The 15,661-nt window shown below is 72.0% G+C and carries 15 protein-coding genes; 3 read left to right on the top strand and 12 right to left on the bottom strand.

The genetic code is table 11. The annotated features are described in order from the left end of the window. Positions 1-61: 61 nt before the first annotated feature. Together glpK and VH969_RS13445 are read right to left on the bottom strand one after the other, a co-directional pair. Positions 62-1,567 (bottom strand): glycerol kinase GlpK, encoded by a 1,506-nt coding sequence (gene glpK, locus VH969_RS13450; protein WP_331974058.1) that lies wholly within the window; start codon positions 1,565-1,567, stop codon positions 62-64. 18 nt (positions 1,568-1,585) lie between these two features. Further along, a complete protein-coding gene (locus tag VH969_RS13445) occupies positions 1,586-2,368 on the bottom strand; it encodes an MIP/aquaporin family protein (protein WP_414638497.1) in 783 nt (260 codons plus the stop codon). Between the two features lie 214 nt (positions 2,369-2,582). On the opposite strand from VH969_RS13445, the gene glpD reads away from it, so the two are divergent. Continuing rightward, a complete protein-coding gene (glpD, locus tag VH969_RS13440; protein ID WP_331974059.1) occupies positions 2,583-4,292 on the top strand; it encodes a glycerol-3-phosphate dehydrogenase in 1,710 nt (569 codons plus the stop codon). A 22-nt stretch (positions 4,293-4,314) separates the two neighbouring features. On the opposite strand, the gene VH969_RS13435 is transcribed toward glpD, so the two are convergent. From VH969_RS13435 to VH969_RS13410, 6 genes are all read right to left on the bottom strand, one after another. After that, entirely contained in the window at positions 4,315-5,124 is an 810-nt protein-coding gene (locus VH969_RS13435; RefSeq protein ID WP_331974057.1) for an ESX secretion-associated protein EspG, read from the bottom strand. A 13-nt stretch (positions 5,125-5,137) separates the two neighbouring features. Further along, on the bottom strand, positions 5,138-6,529 hold the full coding sequence (locus tag VH969_RS13430; protein WP_331974056.1) for a PPE domain-containing protein: 1,392 nt from the start codon (positions 6,527-6,529) through the stop codon (positions 5,138-5,140). Positions 6,530-6,591: 62 nt separating this feature from the next. Then, complete coding sequence (locus VH969_RS13425; protein WP_331974055.1) at positions 6,592-6,978, bottom strand: PE domain-containing protein; 387 nt, start codon at positions 6,976-6,978, stop codon at positions 6,592-6,594. A gap of 145 nt (positions 6,979-7,123) precedes the next feature. After that, entirely contained in the window at positions 7,124-7,630 is a 507-nt protein-coding gene (locus tag VH969_RS13420; protein ID WP_331974054.1) for a DUF1707 SHOCT-like domain-containing protein, read from the bottom strand. Between the two features lie 138 nt (positions 7,631-7,768). Beyond that, entirely contained in the window at positions 7,769-8,245 is a 477-nt protein-coding gene (locus VH969_RS13415; RefSeq protein WP_331974053.1) for a DUF1707 SHOCT-like domain-containing protein, read from the bottom strand. Positions 8,246-8,261: 16 nt separating this feature from the next. Then, positions 8,262-10,031 carry an acetyl/propionyl/methylcrotonyl-CoA carboxylase subunit alpha gene (locus VH969_RS13410; protein ID WP_331974052.1) on the bottom strand — a complete coding sequence of 590 codons (1,770 nt, stop codon included), beginning with the start codon at positions 10,029-10,031 and terminating at the stop codon, positions 8,262-8,264. Between the two features lie 102 nt (positions 10,032-10,133). On the opposite strand from VH969_RS13410, the gene VH969_RS13405 reads away from it, so the two are divergent. Next, positions 10,134-10,832 (top strand): hypothetical protein, encoded by a 699-nt coding sequence (locus VH969_RS13405; protein ID WP_331974051.1) that lies wholly within the window; start codon positions 10,134-10,136, stop codon positions 10,830-10,832. 35 nt (positions 10,833-10,867) lie between these two features. Here VH969_RS13405 and VH969_RS13400 read toward each other — a convergent pair whose 3' ends face one another. The 4 genes from VH969_RS13400 to VH969_RS13385 are packed head-to-tail and all read right to left on the bottom strand — an operon-like array spanning position 10,868 to position 15,007. After that, complete coding sequence (locus tag VH969_RS13400) at positions 10,868-11,491, bottom strand: Maf family protein (RefSeq protein ID WP_331974050.1); 624 nt, start codon at positions 11,489-11,491, stop codon at positions 10,868-10,870. An 11-nt stretch (positions 11,492-11,502) separates the two neighbouring features. Beyond that, a complete protein-coding gene (locus VH969_RS13395; RefSeq protein ID WP_331974049.1) occupies positions 11,503-13,095 on the bottom strand; it encodes a DHA2 family efflux MFS transporter permease subunit in 1,593 nt (530 codons plus the stop codon). Positions 13,096-13,118: 23 nt separating this feature from the next. Further along, positions 13,119-13,361, bottom strand: a complete 243-nt coding sequence (locus VH969_RS13390) for an acyl-CoA carboxylase subunit epsilon (RefSeq protein WP_331974048.1) — start codon at positions 13,359-13,361, stop codon at positions 13,119-13,121. Beyond that, a complete protein-coding gene (locus VH969_RS13385; RefSeq protein WP_331974047.1) occupies positions 13,358-15,007 on the bottom strand; it encodes an acyl-CoA carboxylase subunit beta in 1,650 nt (549 codons plus the stop codon). The genes VH969_RS13390 and VH969_RS13385 overlap by 4 nt, the downstream gene beginning before the upstream one ends. Positions 15,008-15,059: 52 nt before the next feature. Here VH969_RS13385 and VH969_RS13380 point away from each other — a divergent pair. Next, the coding region (locus VH969_RS13380; RefSeq protein WP_331974046.1) for a biotin--[acetyl-CoA-carboxylase] ligase at positions 15,060-15,661 on the top strand (602 nt) is incomplete at its 3' end.

Raw genomic sequence — 15,661 nt, 5'->3', positions numbered from 1 at the left:
CCCCGCGAGTCCAACGTTGCGAACGTTGGACTCGCGGGGCCGGAGTGTTGGACTCGCGAGGTCAGTCGACCCAGTCGAAGGTCCGGGTCACCGCCTTCTTCCACTGCCCGTAGGTCTTCTCGCGGGTGGACCCGTCCATCGACGGCGTCCACTCCTTGTCCTTCGCCCAGTTGTTGCGGATGTCGTCCTCGCTCGACCAGAAGCCCACGGCGAGGCCCGCGGCGTACGCGGCACCCAGCGCGGTCGTCTCCGCGACGACCGGACGGATCACCGGCACGTCGAGGATGTCCGCCTGGAACTGCATGAGCAGGTCGTTCTGGACCATGCCGCCGTCGACCTTCAACGAGGTGAGCGGCACGCCCGAGTCGGCGTTCATCGCGTCGATCACCTCGCGGGTCTGGAAGGCCGTGGCCTCCAGCACCGCCCGGGCCAGGTGGCCCTTGTTCACGTACCGGGTCAGGCCGACGATCGCGCCGCGGGCGTCCGAACGCCAGTACGGCGCGAAGAGCCCGGAGAACGCCGGCACGAAGTACGCGCCGCCGTTGTCGTCCACCGACGCCGCCATGGCCTCGATCTCCGGCGCGGAGGCGATCATGCCGAGGTTGTCCCGCAGCCACTGCACGAGCGAGCCGGTGACCGCGATCGAACCCTCGAGCGCGTACACCGGGTCGTTCGACCCGATCTTGTAGCAGACGGTCGTGAGCAGCCCGTTCTGCGAGGCCACCTGTTCCGTGCCGGTGTTCAGCAGCACGAAGTTGCCGGTGCCGTAGGTGTTCTTGGCCTCGCCGACCGACAGGCAGGCCTGGCCGAACGTCGCCGCCTGCTGGTCACCGAGGATGCCCGCGATCGGCACGCCGGAGAGCGAGCCGCGCTCGCGGACCTTGCCGTACTCCTCCGACGAGGAGCGGATCTCCGGCAGCATCGACGTCGGGATCTTCATGTCCTCGGCGATCGAGGAGTCCCACGACAGCGTGGAGAGATCCATCAGCAGCGTGCGGGACGCGTTGGTCGGGTCGGTGACGTGCACGCCGCCCTCCGGCCCGCCGGTCATGTTCCACAGCAGCCAGGTGTCCATGTTGCCGAACAGCAGCTCGCCGTTCTCGGCCCGCTGGCGGGCACCGTCGACGTTGTCGAGGATCCAGCGAATTTTCGGGCCGGAGAAGTAGGTCGCGAGCGGCAGCCCGGTCTTGGCCTTGTACCGGTCCTGCCCGCCGCCGAGCGCCTCCAGCTCGGCACAGATCCGGTCGGTCCGCGTGTCCTGCCAGACGATCGCGTTGTACACCGGCTTGCCGGTGTTCCTGTCCCACACCACCGCGGTCTCGCGCTGGTTGGTGATGCCGACCGCGACGATGTCCGACGCCTTGAGGTCAGCGGCCGCGAGCGCTCCGGCCGCCACCTCGCGCGTGTTGCGCCAGACCTCCTCGGGATCGTGCTCGACCCACCCCGCCTGCGGGAAGATCTGCTCGTGCTCCTTCTGGTTGACGGCCACCACCTCGCCGGCGTGGCTGAAGATCATGCACCGCGTCGAGGTCGTGCCCTGGTCGATCGCGGCTACGTAGCTGGTCATTGAGCAAGCCTCTCAAGTTCAGGACGTGGCGGGAAGAATCTGGGAGATGAGGCCGGCGAGGATGCCGCCGACGAGCGGTCCCACGACCGGCACCCACGAGTAGTTCCAGTCTGCGCTGCCCTTGCCCTTGATCGGCAGGATCGCGTACGCGATGCGCGGACCGAGGTCACGTGCGGGGTTGATGGCGTATCCCGTCGGGCCACCGAGGGAGTTACCGATGACGATGACGACGAACGCGACCGCCGCGTAGCCCAGCGCCGCGTTGCCGAAACCGGGCGGCTCACCCTGAGCGCCGATCGAGGCGCCCGGGCTCAGCAGGATCCAGAACACCAGCACGAAGGTGCCGATGATCTCGGTCACGAGGTTCCACGCGTAGTTGGGCACGGTCGGGCCGGTGGAGAAGATCCCCCGGGTGTTGGCCGGCTCGTCGTGCGTGTCGAACTGGAGCTTGTACGCCGCCCAGCACAGAACCGCACCGAGGAAGGCGCCCGCCATCTCACCGCACAGGTACGCGGGAACGTCGCCCCACGCGAGCTTGTCCGCGGCGAGCAGGCCGAAGGTGACCGCCGGGTTGAGGTGTGCCCCCGTCGGGTTTGCGATGCTCGCACCGACGAACACCGCGAAACCCCAGCCGATGTTGATGAGCAGCCAGCCGCCGCCGCTACCCAGTGTCTTCTTGAGCACGACGTTCGCGACGACACCACAACCCAGCAGGGTTAGGGCTGCGGTGCCCATGAGCTCCCAGAGGAATATCTCGCCGAAGTTCACGACCCACTCCTTCGCGCTGAAGTGGATAGGCATTCCGGAGCCTGAGGGTGCGGCGCCAGTGCCTACCCTGAGCGAGATCGGACGCTACGGTACGCAAGGTCAACTTGTCCAGACACCGGTAACGCACCGGAAACGGGCCTGGCAGGCCGTGGGCCGGTAGCGTTGTTCAGGTTCGGGTCTGCAGTACTCGGGAGGTGCCGTGAGTGACCGAAAGGCGTCCAGCGGTGAGCGCTCCACATCGGACACGATCGGTGGCCGGCTGGGCACCGAGGAGCGGGAGCTTGCCTGGCAGCGGCTGGAGGCGGAGACGTTCGACCTCGTCGTCATCGGCGGCGGGGTGGTCGGTGCGGGCACCGCGCTCGACGCGGCGACCCGCGGGCTGAAGGTCGCGCTCGTCGAGGCGCGCGACCTCGCGTCCGGCACGTCGAGCCGCTCGTCGAAGCTCTTCCACGGCGGGTTGCGCTACCTGGAGCAGCTCGAGTTCGGGCTCGTGCGGGAGGCGCTGCGGGAGCGGGAGCTGATGCTCACACGGATCGCGCCGCACCTGGTGAAGCCCGTGAGCTTCCTCTACCCGCTGACGCGGCGCGTGTGGGAGCGCCCGTACACCGCGAGCGGGCTCCTCCTGTACGACTCGATGGGCGGCGCGCGGTCGGTACCCGGCCAGAAGCACCTGACCCGCGCGGGCGCGCTGCGCATGGCGCCCGCGCTGAAGCGGTCGGCGCTGATCGGCGGCATCCGCTACTTCGACGCGCAGGCCGACGACGCGCGGCACACGATGACCGTGGCCCGCACGGCGATGCACTACGGCGCGGTGGTCCGCACCTCCACCCAGGTGACCGGGTTCCTGCGGGAGGCCGACCGGGTGTCCGGGGTGCGCATCCACGACGTGGAGAACGGCCGGGAGACCGAGGTCCGGGCGAACGCGGTGATCAACTGCACCGGCGTGTGGACCGACGAGCTGCAGCGGATGTCGGGCTCGCGCGGGCGGTTCCGGGTGCGCGCGTCGAAGGGCGTGCACATCGTGGTGCCGCGGGACCGGATCGTCTCCGAGACGGGAATCATCCTGCGGACGGAGAAGTCCGTGCTGTTCGTGATCCCGTGGCGCAACCACTGGATCATCGGCACGACCGACACGGACTGGAACCTCGACCTCGCGCATCCCGCGGCCACCAAGCACGACATCGACTACCTGCTCGAGCACGTCAACGCCGTGCTGGCGACCCCGTTGACGCACGACGACATCGAGGGCGTGTACGCGGGCCTGCGGCCGCTGCTCGCCGGGGAGTCGGAGGAGACGTCGAAGCTGTCGCGCGAGCACGCGGTCGCGCGCGTGGCGCCGGGCCTGATCGCGATCGCGGGCGGCAAGTACACGACCTACCGGGTGATGGCCGCGGACGCGGTCGACGCCGCGTCGCCGGACCTGCCGGGCCGGCTGCAGCCCTCGATCACCGACAAGGTCCCGCTGCTCGGCGCGGACGGCTACCACGCGCTGGTGAACCAGGTCGACCAGCTCGGGGCGCGGCACGGGCTCCACCCGTACCGGGTGCGCCACCTGCTCGACCGGTACGGCTCGCTCGTGCACGAGGTGCTCGAGCTGGCCGCGCAGCGGCCGGAGCTGCTGCGGCCCTTGCCGTCGGCGCCGGACTACCTGCAGGTGGAGGTCGTGTACGCGGCCTCACACGAGGGTGCGCTGCACGTGGAGGACACGCTGGCGCGCCGGACGCGGATCTCGATCGAGTACCCGCACCGGGGCGTGGACAGCGCCGCGCAGGTCGCCGAGCTGATGGGCGGGGTGCTCGGCTGGGACGAGGACACCATCGCGCGGGAGGTCAAGGTCTACACGGCCCGCGTGGAAGCCGAACGCGACTCCCAGACCCAACCCGACGACCAGGCCGCGGACGCCCGCCGCGCGGCGGCCCCGGAGGCCCGCCCGGAGCTCCTCGAACCAGCCACCTAGTCACCGCAGAGCCCGGACGCGATCAGGTCGGCGGCTGCTGCTCGTCGTGGAGGGTGGTGAGGTGCTGGAGCATGCGGCGGTTGTCCGCCGGGGAGATGGTGGTCCACGCCTCGCCGGCCTCGTTGTCGCGGCGGACCTGCAGGTAGCGGCCTTCCTTCGTGTCGAAGAAGCTGATCACGCGGTCCGCCCGCTGCCGCCGTCCCCACTTGTCCCGTACCGCGCTGCCGAACTGCCCCTGGTTGATCACGTCGCCGATCATCCGGGCCAGCTGCTCAGCGTCCGACTCGCGCACGCCGCGCGAGCGCAGCGCCGCGTCGAGCCGCTTCTGGTCGGTGGCCTCCCGTGCCGCCTCCTCGAAGTCGGCCGTGCGCAGGGTGATCGACTGGCCGTGGCCCGCCGGTGCGGGCGGCAGCACGGACAGCGCGTACCGCGGCAGGCCGGACGCGTCCGCCTCGCGCAGCGTCAGCTGCGTGCCGGACAGCGTGGCGAGCACCGCCTCGTCCGCGGTGGCCGCCACGAACAGGCGCAGGTGGTGCCCGATCCACATCCGCCCGTCGATCTCCCGGTCCGGGCGGCGCAGCAGGCCGAGCAGCCGGGCCAGGCGCGGGTACAGGTCGACCGACCGGCCGAGCCCACGCCGCTCCAGGCCGTCCCACGCGTGGCGGACGAACTTGGCCCGCTCGGCGTCGGTGCGGCCGGGCGAGGGCACGCGCAGCACCAGCGGCATCGCGTCGAGGGCGAGGTGCTCCCAGAGCACGTCGAACTCGAGCGCGGTGATGGTCACCGGTTCGTCGACTGCGGGCTCCCCGAGCGAGGGAAAGGGTGCGGTCATCTGGTCCAGCGGTTCAGCGTTCGGTCGGGCCGTCCCCGATAACGGTCGGCGGCAGCTTGTGCTCCTCGCCGAGAATAGAGACCGACTCCGTGACCTGCTCGTTCTCCTTGAAGTCTCGCCGCCGCCGCGGGCGCTCGCCGACGACCGCCTCGTCGGCGTCGCCGAACCACTGGTTGGACCCGATCGCGTCCATGCCGAACCGGCGCAGCGCCACCCGGTCCTGGCCGCCCGTGGCGCCCACGCCTGCCGTGGGTGCCATCGGGGTCGCCGCCGCGCTCGCCGAGTGCACGGCCGCGGCGTGCCCCGCGGCCGCCGCCCCGAGGTCGGTCGACGGCATGCCGCCGACGGCCGGCGGGGCCTTGGGCGCCGACGCACTGGACGAGCTGCCGTTCGACACCGAGCTGGGACCGGCGGCCGGGCCACCGGAGCCGGAGCCGGACCCGCCGGAGCCCCCGGCGCTGCCCGGGCTCCCGCCATAGCCACCAGAACCGCCGCCGTACTCGCCGCCGGCGCCGCCACCCGTGCCGCTCGAGCCGCCGAAGCCGAGATGGAAACCGCCGTTGCCCCGCGACGAGCGCGAGCCGGACCGGTCGCTGCCGCCCAGCAGCAACGGGTCGAGCACGCCGCTGAACCCGCCCTGGCTCGGCACCACCGGCCGCCGGTCGGGCTCCGTCCACGACGACGACTGGCCGCTCGTACCCGGCCAGTTCCCGCCGCCGTGGTGGTGGCCGTGCCCGCCGCCGTGCCCGCCGAGGCCCAGCAGCCCCGCGGACGACGAGTGCGTGTGCTGGGTGCCGACCTCCTGGCCCTCGTGGACCTCCTCGTGGTGGTCCAGCTGCGGCGGCGCGGTGAACGTCGACAGGCCGCCGGTCGTGGTGTTCGTGTTCAGCTCGTAGGCCGCCATGACCTCGAACGCGCGCTCCTCCGCGGACGACGCGGTGGCCTCGGCGTTCTCCAGGTCGGTCTGCGCCTTCGCGATCTGCACGGCCGGTGCGAGCGTCGGGTCGGGCTGCACGGGCGGGACGTCCTCGGGCACCGGCATGTCCGCGCGGGCGCGCGCGATGTGCTCGGCCTGGTTCTCGACCGAGGCACGCATGGCCGCGGCCTCCGCGCCGGTCTCGCCGGCCCAGGCCGCGGTGGTCGACAGCTTGTCGTAGGCCGCCCCCGCCGCCTTACCGGACCAGTTCGCGGCCGACTGCTCGAGCGCCTTCTGCAGGTCCTGGCCGACCTCGTTCATCGTGGTGGCGATGGCCTGCCAGCGCCGCGAGGGCTCCGCCGACGCGGCCGCCCCGGGGCCGTCGTGCAGCAGCAGGTAGAGCTCCTTGTGGGTGTGCCCGCGCCAGCGGACCCCGTCCGCCGGCGAGGTGGCGGGCTGGCTCCCTTGCTGCTCAGCAGGTCGAGTCACTGGGTCGGCCCCTTGTCTGCGATACGCCTTCTGGAGTTCCTCTCACCGGACGCGCCCTCCGGTCAGCCTCCGTCCCCCTTCTTCACGCCGCTCTCGTTGCCCCGGTCCACCGCGTGGTACTGCTGCGCCGTCTTGTCGAGGTTGGCGACCGCGACGGTCAGCTGCTCGCGGTAGGCCCGCAGCGAGTCGATCGCCGACGCCGCCGTGTCGACCGACCGATCATTGAACAGCACCGCGGCGTCCTGGCTCACCGGGTCCTTGGCCCACGCGGTGACCCGCAGCTCCTGGTTCGCGAGCCGCAGCTGCTCGTCCACGCGGGAGAGGGCGTCCGCGAAGGCGCTGCGTAACGCCGGCACGGCCTCCGGATCGATTCTGAGGCCGTCGCCGGACACGGCGTGTTGGGCCCCGCCGCTGCCGTGACCGTGCCCGCCCCCGATCTTGCCTGCCACGCCGCCCTCCAACCAGAACCGCCTGTGGTCGGTTGAACCCTATCCGCTACGGACGTTCGGATACGACTGTTCACCGGAACTTCGTGAGATCTTTTTCAGAGTTTGGCAAGGCCGGGTACGGCCCACAATCCGCCGATCGGCCCGTTCAGTAGCGACCGTCGCGCCACTGGCCGCGCATCCGCCGCTGGTGTTCGCGCACGGCGTCGCGGTGCGCGCGCATCGCGCGCCGGTAGTCGTCGCGTCCGCGCTGGTCAGCGCCTCGCCAGCGGGAGCCGGAGATCGCGAAGAAGATGAACGGCAGCAGGAAGAAGATGTAGACCTTGAACACGACCATCAAGCCGATCGCGAGCACTATCGCGATGATCGGGATCAGCACCGGCCCGATCCGCTGGCCGTAGGAGACGGTGCGCGGCGGGGCGGGCACCGGGTCGGCCGCCGGGGCAGGCTTGCCGAACGTGGGGCGCGGGTCGGGCAGGTCGCCGAACAGGTCGAGTAGCTCACCGCGCGTCTTCGCGGCGGTGACCTGGGCGGATCGCTCGCCGTACTCGTCGATGTCGAGCCGGCCGGCGCTCATGTGCTCGCCGAGCTTGCCCAGCGCGTCCTCCCGCTCGCTGTCGCTGATGCGGATGTCGGACGGCCGGTACTCACTCACGGCCGCGCCTCGCCGGCTCGGCCCGGCCGCTCGCGGTCACCCCGTGACACTGCTTCTCTCGCAAGCTCGCTCACAACTCGATGGTACGGCGACTCGCGGGGTGCCAGCCGTGACAGACGTCCGCAGCTGAGGACATTCTCAGCCAACGGGATCGGCGCCGTCCTCGCCGTTCTCGTCGGGCAGCGCGACCTCGGTCGGCCTGCCCATGAACGCGACGCCGAGGACCATCGCGATCACGGCGACGCCGAGAACGATCAGGAACGTCCACCACATGCCCTGGGCCGCCGTCAGCACGATCGCCACCGGCAGGCCGGCGAGCAGCGACAGCACCCCGATCGCGTCCATGATCCGGCTCGCGCGCGTGCTCGCCCGCCCGCCCGGCCACTCGGGGTGCACCACCGGCGCCGGGCGCGGCGACACGGCGGCGGACAGGTCGGGGTGGGGTGCCGGCAGGTCGTCGAAGAGCGCCTCGAGCTCGGCACGGGTCTGCGCCCGTATCGCCCGCTCCACGCGGTTCTCGTACTGCTCCTGGGTCAACCGCCCACTCGACCGGTGGACGTCCAGTGCCGCGATGGCGTCGTCGCGCTCGACCGAGCTGACCCTGATCTCAGCCAAGCATCCTCCCGTCCGGTCAGTCCTTGATCTCGCAGAGCACGCTGCCCTGGGTGACCGTCTCCCCGGCGCTCACGGCCAGCCCGGTCACCGTGCCGGCCTTGTGCGCGGTCACCGGATTCTCCATCTTCATCGCCTCGAGCACCACGATCAGTTCACCCGCGTCGACCTGCTGGCCGTCCTCGACCGCGATCTTGACGATCGTGCCCTGCATCGGCGCGGTGATCGCGTCGCCGGATGCCGTGGCGGCCTTGCCGGCCCCGCGCTTGCGTGGCTGGGCCCGGCCCGCGCCCGCGTCCCCGCCACCGGCCGCGCCGACCGCGATGCCGCCCGGCAGCGAGACCTCCAGCCGCCGGCCGCCGACCTCGACGACCAGCGTCTGCCGCGGCTCGTCCGCCGCCGGCTCCGCGCCGCCGGTGAACGGCGCGATCCGGTTGTCGAACTCGGTCTCGATCCAGCGCGTGTGCACGGCGAACGACGTGCCGTCGCCGACGAAGGCCGGGTCGCGCACGATCGCGCGGTGGAAGGGCAGCACGGTCGCCATGCCGTCGGCGACCATCTCGTCCAGCGCCCGCCGCGACCGCTCCAGCGCCTGGGTGCGGTCCTCGCCGGTGACGATCACCTTGGCCAGCAACGAGTCGAACTGCCCGCCGATCGCGGTGCCCGACTCGACGCCGGTGTCCACCCGCACGCCGGGGCCGTCCGGCGGCACGAACCGGCTGACCACGCCCGGCGCGGGTAGGAAGTTGCGGCCCGCGTCCTCGCCGTTGATGCGGAACTCGATGGCGTGCCCGCGCGGGGCCGGGTCGGCGTCGAAGCGCAGGGCGTCCCCGGCGGCGATGCGGAACTGCTCGCGCACCAGGTCGATGCCCGCGGTCTCCTCCGACACCGGGTGCTCGACCTGCAGCCGGGTGTTGACCTCCAGGAACGAGATCGTCCCGTCCAGGCCGACGAGGTACTCGACGGTGCCGGCCCCGGAGTAGCCGGCCGCCTTGCAGATCGCCTTGGCGGAGGTGTGGATCTGGGCGCGCTGCTCGTCGGTCAGGAACGGCGCGGGTGCCTCCTCGACGAGCTTTTGGTGGCGGCGCTGCAGCGAGCAGTCGCGCGTGCCGACGACGATGACGTTGCCGTGCTTGTCGGCCAGGACCTGCGCCTCGACGTGGCGCGGCTTGTCGAGGTAGCGCTCGACGAAGCACTCGCCGCGGCCGAACGCGGCGACCGCCTCGCGGACGGCGGACTCGAAGAGCTCGGGGATCTCCTCGCGGGTGCGGGCGACCTTGAGCCCGCGGCCGCCGCCGCCGAACGCCGCCTTGATCGCGACCGGCAGCCCGTGCTCGTCGGCGAACGCGAGGATCTCGTCCGGGCCGCCGACCGGCTCCTTCGTGCCCGGCACCAGCGGCGCGCCCGCGCGCGTGGCGATGTGGCGGGCGGTGACCTTGTCGCCGAGGTCGCGGATCGCCTGCGGGTCCGGGCCGACCCAGACGAGCCCCGCGTCGAGCACGGCCTGGGCGAAGTCGGCGTTCTCGGACAGGAAACCGTAGCCGGGGTGCACCGAGTCCGCGCCCGCGCGCCGGGCGACGTCGAGGAGCTTCTCGATGTTCAGGTAGCTCTCCGCGGCGGTCGACCCGCCGAGGGCGAACGCCTCGTCGGCCAGCCGGACGAACATCGCGTCGCGGTCGGGGTCGGCGTACACCGCGACGCTGCGCAGGCCCGCGTCCCGGCACGCCCGGATGACCCGGACGGCGATCTCCCCGCGGTTGGCGATGAGTACCTTGCTGAGCTCGGGCACGCCCTACTCCTCGTCGATACTGATACTTCTACGGGAGTCTACGGACCAGTAGGGGCTCAGGGGCCGAGAGCAAGCTCACGCCGGCGCGGAGGGAGGCGGGCGGTGGCGGGTAGCCGCAGACCGTGGGCGGTCATCGTCGCGACCGTCGCGTCCGCGCTGGTCGCGGGCGGTGCGCTGATCGCGGCGAACCGGCTCGCCGACCACCCGTCACCCGCGTCGCAGCCCTCGTCGGCGCCCACGTCGTCGGTCGGCGTGGACGGCTGCCTGGTACGCCCGTGCACGGTGCTCGCGAGCACCCCGGTGGCCGGCACGACGATCGAGCTGATCGCCGACCGCGGGGCGAAGTCGGGCCGGCTGCGGATCGGCGGGCCGGGGTCCAGCGACGTGATCGAGGTGACGATCACGGACATGGGCGCGACGCTGACGAGGAACTCGCTGCAGTGTGTGCCGGGGTCGCTGTCGGCGTGCGTGGTGCGCGGCGCCTACGACGGCGGGACGGCCGGGCAGGTGGTGGTGGGCCGGTCGGGTAAATGGAGCTCGCTCGCGAAGCCGTTCGTGTCGGACGCCGGCTACCTGGCACTGGCCCAGATCACGGCCGACGTGGGCCCGGAGGTGGTGGCGGTCCAGCACGACTGCGACCGCGCGTCGCTCCCGGACTGCACGGGCCGGCCGGTCTTCGCCCAGGTCTTCACGATGTCGAGCAGGGAGGCCGGCTGCACGCAGAACTACGGCTCGCTGGAGTCCCTGCCGGGCTACCCGAACATCGACCTCCGCTCGGACGAGCTCTCCCGATGTGACTAGCGGCCGTGACGAGCGGCTTTGATCAGCGGCTTTGATCAGCGGCGGGCCCAGAGGTCGACCACCGAGACGCCGACCTCCAGCAGCAGCCGCCGGGTGAGCGGCAGGCTGATGCCGATCACGCTGGAGGGGTCGCCGTCCACGCCGTCCACGAACCAGCCGCCGAAGCCGTCCAGGGTGAAGCCGCCCGCGACCTCCATCGGCTCGCCCGTGGCGATGTACGCGTCGATCTCCGCCGGGCTGGGCGCGCCGAAGCGGATCGTCGTCTGGGCCGTGCCGCTCGCCAGCGCGCCCAGGACGCCGTTCTGGATGCGCAGCACCGTGTGCCCGGTCAGCAGTACGCCCGCGCCGCCGCCCATCAGCATCCACCGCTCCCGCGCGCGGTCCGGCGTGCCCGGCTTGCCGACCAGCACGCCGTCGTGCGCCAGCATCGAGTCGCAGCCCACGATCACCGAGTCCGGGTGCTGCCCCGCCACCGCCTCCGCGACCGTCCGGGCCTTCGCCTCCGCCAACGCGGCGACCAGCTGCTCGGGTGTCGGCCCGGGCAGCGACGCGGCGAGCGCGTCCTCGTCCACACCCGACACGTACTGCACCGGTTCGATGCCGGCGCCGCGCAGGACCTGGAGCCGGGCGGGGGACTGGGAGGCGAGTACCAGCTGCACGGGCGCCGACCCTAGCCGACTTTCTCCTTCGGCCGCGCCAGCCGCGGCACGCGAATCCCCGCCGCCGCGATGACGCCGAGCAGCAGCACCGCGATCGGCAGCATCAGGCTCGCCTTCGCGGCGACCGTGAAGCCGTCGTGGAACACGTCCAGCACGATCCGCCGCACGATGTCGGCCACGTCCGGGTCCACGTTGGACGGCACGGACGGTGCCTCGTCGAACTGGCTCGCGGTGTTCGCCGCGTCGGTGATCCGCGAGACGAACTCCTCGCGGTAGCGCGGCGGCAGCCGCTCGGCGAACCGCCGCGCCGCGTCCGGTACCGCGAACGCCACGCCCACCTGCAGCAGCATCCCGACGGCCGCGCTGCCGAGCACGCCGCCGACCTGCCGCGACGTGTTGAACACGCCCGACGCCGCGCCGACCATCTCCGCGGGCAGCCGCGCCGTGGCCGCCGCGGTCAGCGGCGCGAACACGCAGCCGATCCCGAGGCCGGCCACGACGAGCCCGGGGATCAGCGCCGCCGGCTCGATCTCCGGTTCGGACAGCCACGCCAGGAACCCGGTGCCCACGGCCAGCGTCAGCAGCCCGCACATGATCAACGTGCGCGCGCCGATCCGCGTCCACAGCGCCCCCGCGAGCATCGCCGTGATCCCGGCCGCGATCGCCATGGGCAGGGCCAGCACGCTCGACGCCAGCGGCGAGAGGCCCAGCACGGTCTGCAGGTACAGCACCAGCGGCAGGAACATCCCCGTCGTCGCGAAGCCCATGGCCGCGTGGGTCAGGTTCGCCGCGCCGAACGTCCCGCCGGTGAACAGGCCGGCCGGTACCAGCGGCTCGACATCGGTACGGGACCGGCGGAACGACAGCTGCCGCCACGTGAACAGCCCGAGCAGCACCAGCCCGACGATGATCAGGTGCACCACCGTGACCGGACCGAATGCCGGACCCCAGTGATAGTGCTGCCCGTTCTGCACGCCGAACACCACCAGCAGCAGGCCGAGCGAGCACAGCGTCGCGCCGAGCACGTCGAACCGCAGCGCCCGGTGGGGTTGCCAGTCCGGCAGCGCGACCAACGCGATGGCGAGGCTCGCCACGCCGATCGGCAGGTTGATCAGGAAGATCCACCGCCAGCCGATGTTCTCCACCAGCAGCCCGCCGACGACCGGCCCGGTGATCGTCGCGACGCCGGCGACCGCGCCCCACACGCTGATCGGCAGCCCGCGCTTCTCCGGCGGGAACAGCCGGGTGATGAACGACAGCGTCTGCGGGGTCATCGCCGCCGCGCCGAGCCCCTGGATCGCGCGCGCGGCGATCAGCGCGCCCGGCGAGGTCGCGAGCCCGCTCCACAGCGATGCCCCGGTGAAGACCACCAGCCCGACGACGAGCACCCGCTTGGGTCCGAACCGGTCGCCGAGCCTGCCGGTGAGCAGCAGCGGCACGGTGTTGGCCAGCAGGTAGACGCTGTTGACCCAGACGACCTCGTTCAGGTTGGCCCGCAGCCCGCTCAGCATGGCCGGGATCGCCACGGTGACGATCGTCGAGTCGAGCATGATCATGAAGAAGCACGCGCACAGCGCCCACATCGCCGTCCATGGGCTTCTCATGGTCATTCCTCGGGGTTGGCGGCTCAGAACGCCGACGCGCGCCACGCCCCCGGTCCGTGCCGCAGCGGGACGCGCAGCAGCGCGCCCCGCTCCGACCACCGCGACCGGGCCTTCGGTTCCGTCTTCTTCCGGGTCCCGGCCGACGCGAGCGCCACCACGGCCGCGGTCAGGGCGGCGAGCTCCTCGTCGTCGGGGTTGCCGCGCACGACCCGGAGGTGCGGTTCGCTCGGTGCCAACGGTTCGCTCCGCGCCTCGTCCCTGCTCACAGCGGGATGTTCCCGTGCTTCTTCGGCGGCAGCGTCTCGCGCTTCTCCCGCAGCAGGCGCAGCGCGCGGGCCACGTGGCCGCGGGTGTGCGAGGGCGGGACGACCGCGTCGACGTAGCCGCGCTCGGCCGCCATGTACGGGTTGCACAGCGCGTCCTCGTACTCCTGCTCCAGCCGGGCCCGCAGCTCCTCGACGTCCTCGCCCTGGTCGGCGGCGGCCGCGAGCGTCTTGCGGTGCACGATGTTGGCCGCGCCGGAGGCGCCCATCACGGCGATCTGCGCGGTCGGCCAGGCGAGGTTCACGTCCGCGCCGAGGTGCTTGGAGCCCATCACGTCGTACGCGCCGCCGTAGGCCTTGCGGGTGATCACCGTGACCTTGGGGACGGTCGCCTCGGCGTAGGCGTAGATCAGCTTGGCGCCGCGCCGGATGATCCCGTTCCACTCCTGGTCGGTGCCGGGGAGGAAGCCCGGCACGTCGACGAACGTCAGCACGGGCACGTTGAACGCGTCGCACGTGCGCACGAACCGGGCGGCCTTCTCCGAGGCGTTGATGTCCAGGCAGCCGGCGAACTGGGTCGGCTGGTTCGCGACGATCCCGACGCTCGCGCCCTCGACCCGGCCGAAGCCGACCAGCACGTTCGGCGCGAACAGCGGGTGCACCTCGAGGAACTCGCCGTCGTCGACGATGCGGTTGATCACCTCGTGCATGTCGTACGGCTGGTTCGGCGAGTCCGGGATCAGCTCGTCCAGCTCCCGGTCGACGTCGGTGATCGAGTCGGCCACCGCGCCAGTCTCCGCGAAGCCCTCGAACACCGGCGGATCGGACAGGTTGTTCGACGGCAGAAACGACAGCAGCTCCTTGACATAGGAGATCGCGTCGTCCTCGTCCGCGGCGAGGTAGTGCGCGTTGCCCGACTTCGTGTTGTGCGTGCGGGCGCCGCCGAGGTCCTCGAAGCCGACGTCCTCGCCGGTGACCGTCTTGATCACGTCCGGGCCGGTGATGAACATGTGCGAGGTCTGGTCGACCATCACCACGAAGTCGGTCAGCGCGGGCGAGTACACGTGCCCGCCCGCGTTCGCGCCCATGATCAGCGAGATCTGCGGCACCACGCCGGACGCGCGGGTGTTGCGGATGAAGATCTCGCCGTACAGCCCGAGGGAGACCACGCCCTCCTGGATGCGCGCGCCGCCGCCCTCGTTGATGCCGATGATCGGCCGGCCGGTCTTCACCGCGAGGTCCATGACCTTGACGATCTTCTCGCCGTACACCTCGCCGAGCGCGCCGCCGAACACCGTCACGTCCTGGCTGAACACGCACACCGGGCGGCCGTCGATCTCGCCGTACCCCGCGACGACGCCGTCGCCGTAGGGCCGGTTCCGCTCCAGCCCGAAGTTCGTCGACCGGTGCCGGGCCAGCTCGTCCAGCTCGACGAACGAGCCCGGGTCGAGCAGCATGTCGATCCGCTCGCGGGCGGTCTTCTTGCCGCGGGCGTGCTGCTTGGCCACCGCGCGCTCGGACCCGGCGTGGACGGCCTCCTCGGTGCGCCGGTAGAGGTCGGCGAGCTTGCCGGCGGTGGTGTGGATGTCGGCCGTGGCATCGACGGAGCCGGCGGGCGGCTCGCCGAGTGGTGCGGTGGCACTGCTCATGACCACCGAGCCTATCCACGCAGGCAGCCGGGGTGTCAGTAACGTGACCGGCATGACCGAGTTGGACGTGCTGGCTCTGCGGGAACATCTGGTGGCGCCGAACGGGCCCTACGCCGCGCTGGACGTCGTGGCCAGTACCGGCTCGACCAACGCCGACCTGCTCGCCGCGGCCAGGGACGGCGCCGCGGACCGGACCGTGCTGATCGCGGACACGCAGACCGCGGGCCGCGGCCGGCGGGACCGCTCGTGGGTCTCCCCGCCCGGGACCGGGCTGTATCTCTCGGTGCTGGTGCGGCCGGCCACCGTGCCGGCCGCGCGGCTGGGCACGCTCGGCATGGTCGCGGGGCTCGCACTCATGCACGTCGCCAAGGAGGCGGGCGTCAACGCGAGCCTCAAGTGGCCCAACGACCTGTTGATCGAGGGCGCCAAGTGCGCGGGCGTGCTGTCCGAGGCCGCCCCGGACGGCCCGGCGCAGGCCGCGGTCGTCGGCGTCGGCCTGAACGTCGGTGCCCTGCCGGACGACGTGCCGGCCGGCCCCGGTGGGCTGCCGGCCACCTCGCTCGCCGAGCACGGCGCGACCGCCGGCCGGGCCGAGCTCGCGGCCGCCTTCCTGCGCGCGTTCGTGGAGCTGGAGCAGGCCTGGCGGCTCGCGGA

The organism is Actinophytocola sp., assembly GCF_036555685.1.
In the GTDB taxonomy this organism is placed as follows: domain Bacteria; phylum Actinomycetota; class Actinomycetes; order Mycobacteriales; family Pseudonocardiaceae; genus Actinophytocola.
The sequence above is the reverse complement of the archived record's forward strand: the minus strand, read 5'-3'. Positions and strand labels throughout refer to the sequence as shown.

What these genes read in the sequence shown, in the direction of transcription:
- VH969_RS13385 (WP_331974047.1), bottom strand. Translation starts at nt 15,007, where the DNA reads ATGAGCAGTGCCACCGCACCACTCGGCGAGCCGCCCGCCGGCTCCGTC.
- VH969_RS13435 (WP_331974057.1), bottom strand. Translation starts at nt 5,124, where the DNA reads ATGACCGCACCCTTTCCCTCGCTCGGGGAGCCCGCAGTCGACGAACCG.
- glpK (WP_331974058.1), bottom strand. Translation starts at nt 1,567, where the DNA reads ATGACCAGCTACGTAGCCGCGATCGACCAGGGCACGACCTCGACGCGG.
- VH969_RS13395 (WP_331974049.1), bottom strand. Translation starts at nt 13,095, where the DNA reads ATGAGAAGCCCATGGACGGCGATGTGGGCGCTGTGCGCGTGCTTCTTC.
- VH969_RS13445 (WP_414638497.1), bottom strand. Translation starts at nt 2,368, where the DNA reads ATGCCTATCCACTTCAGCGCGAAGGAGTGGGTCGTGAACTTCGGCGAG.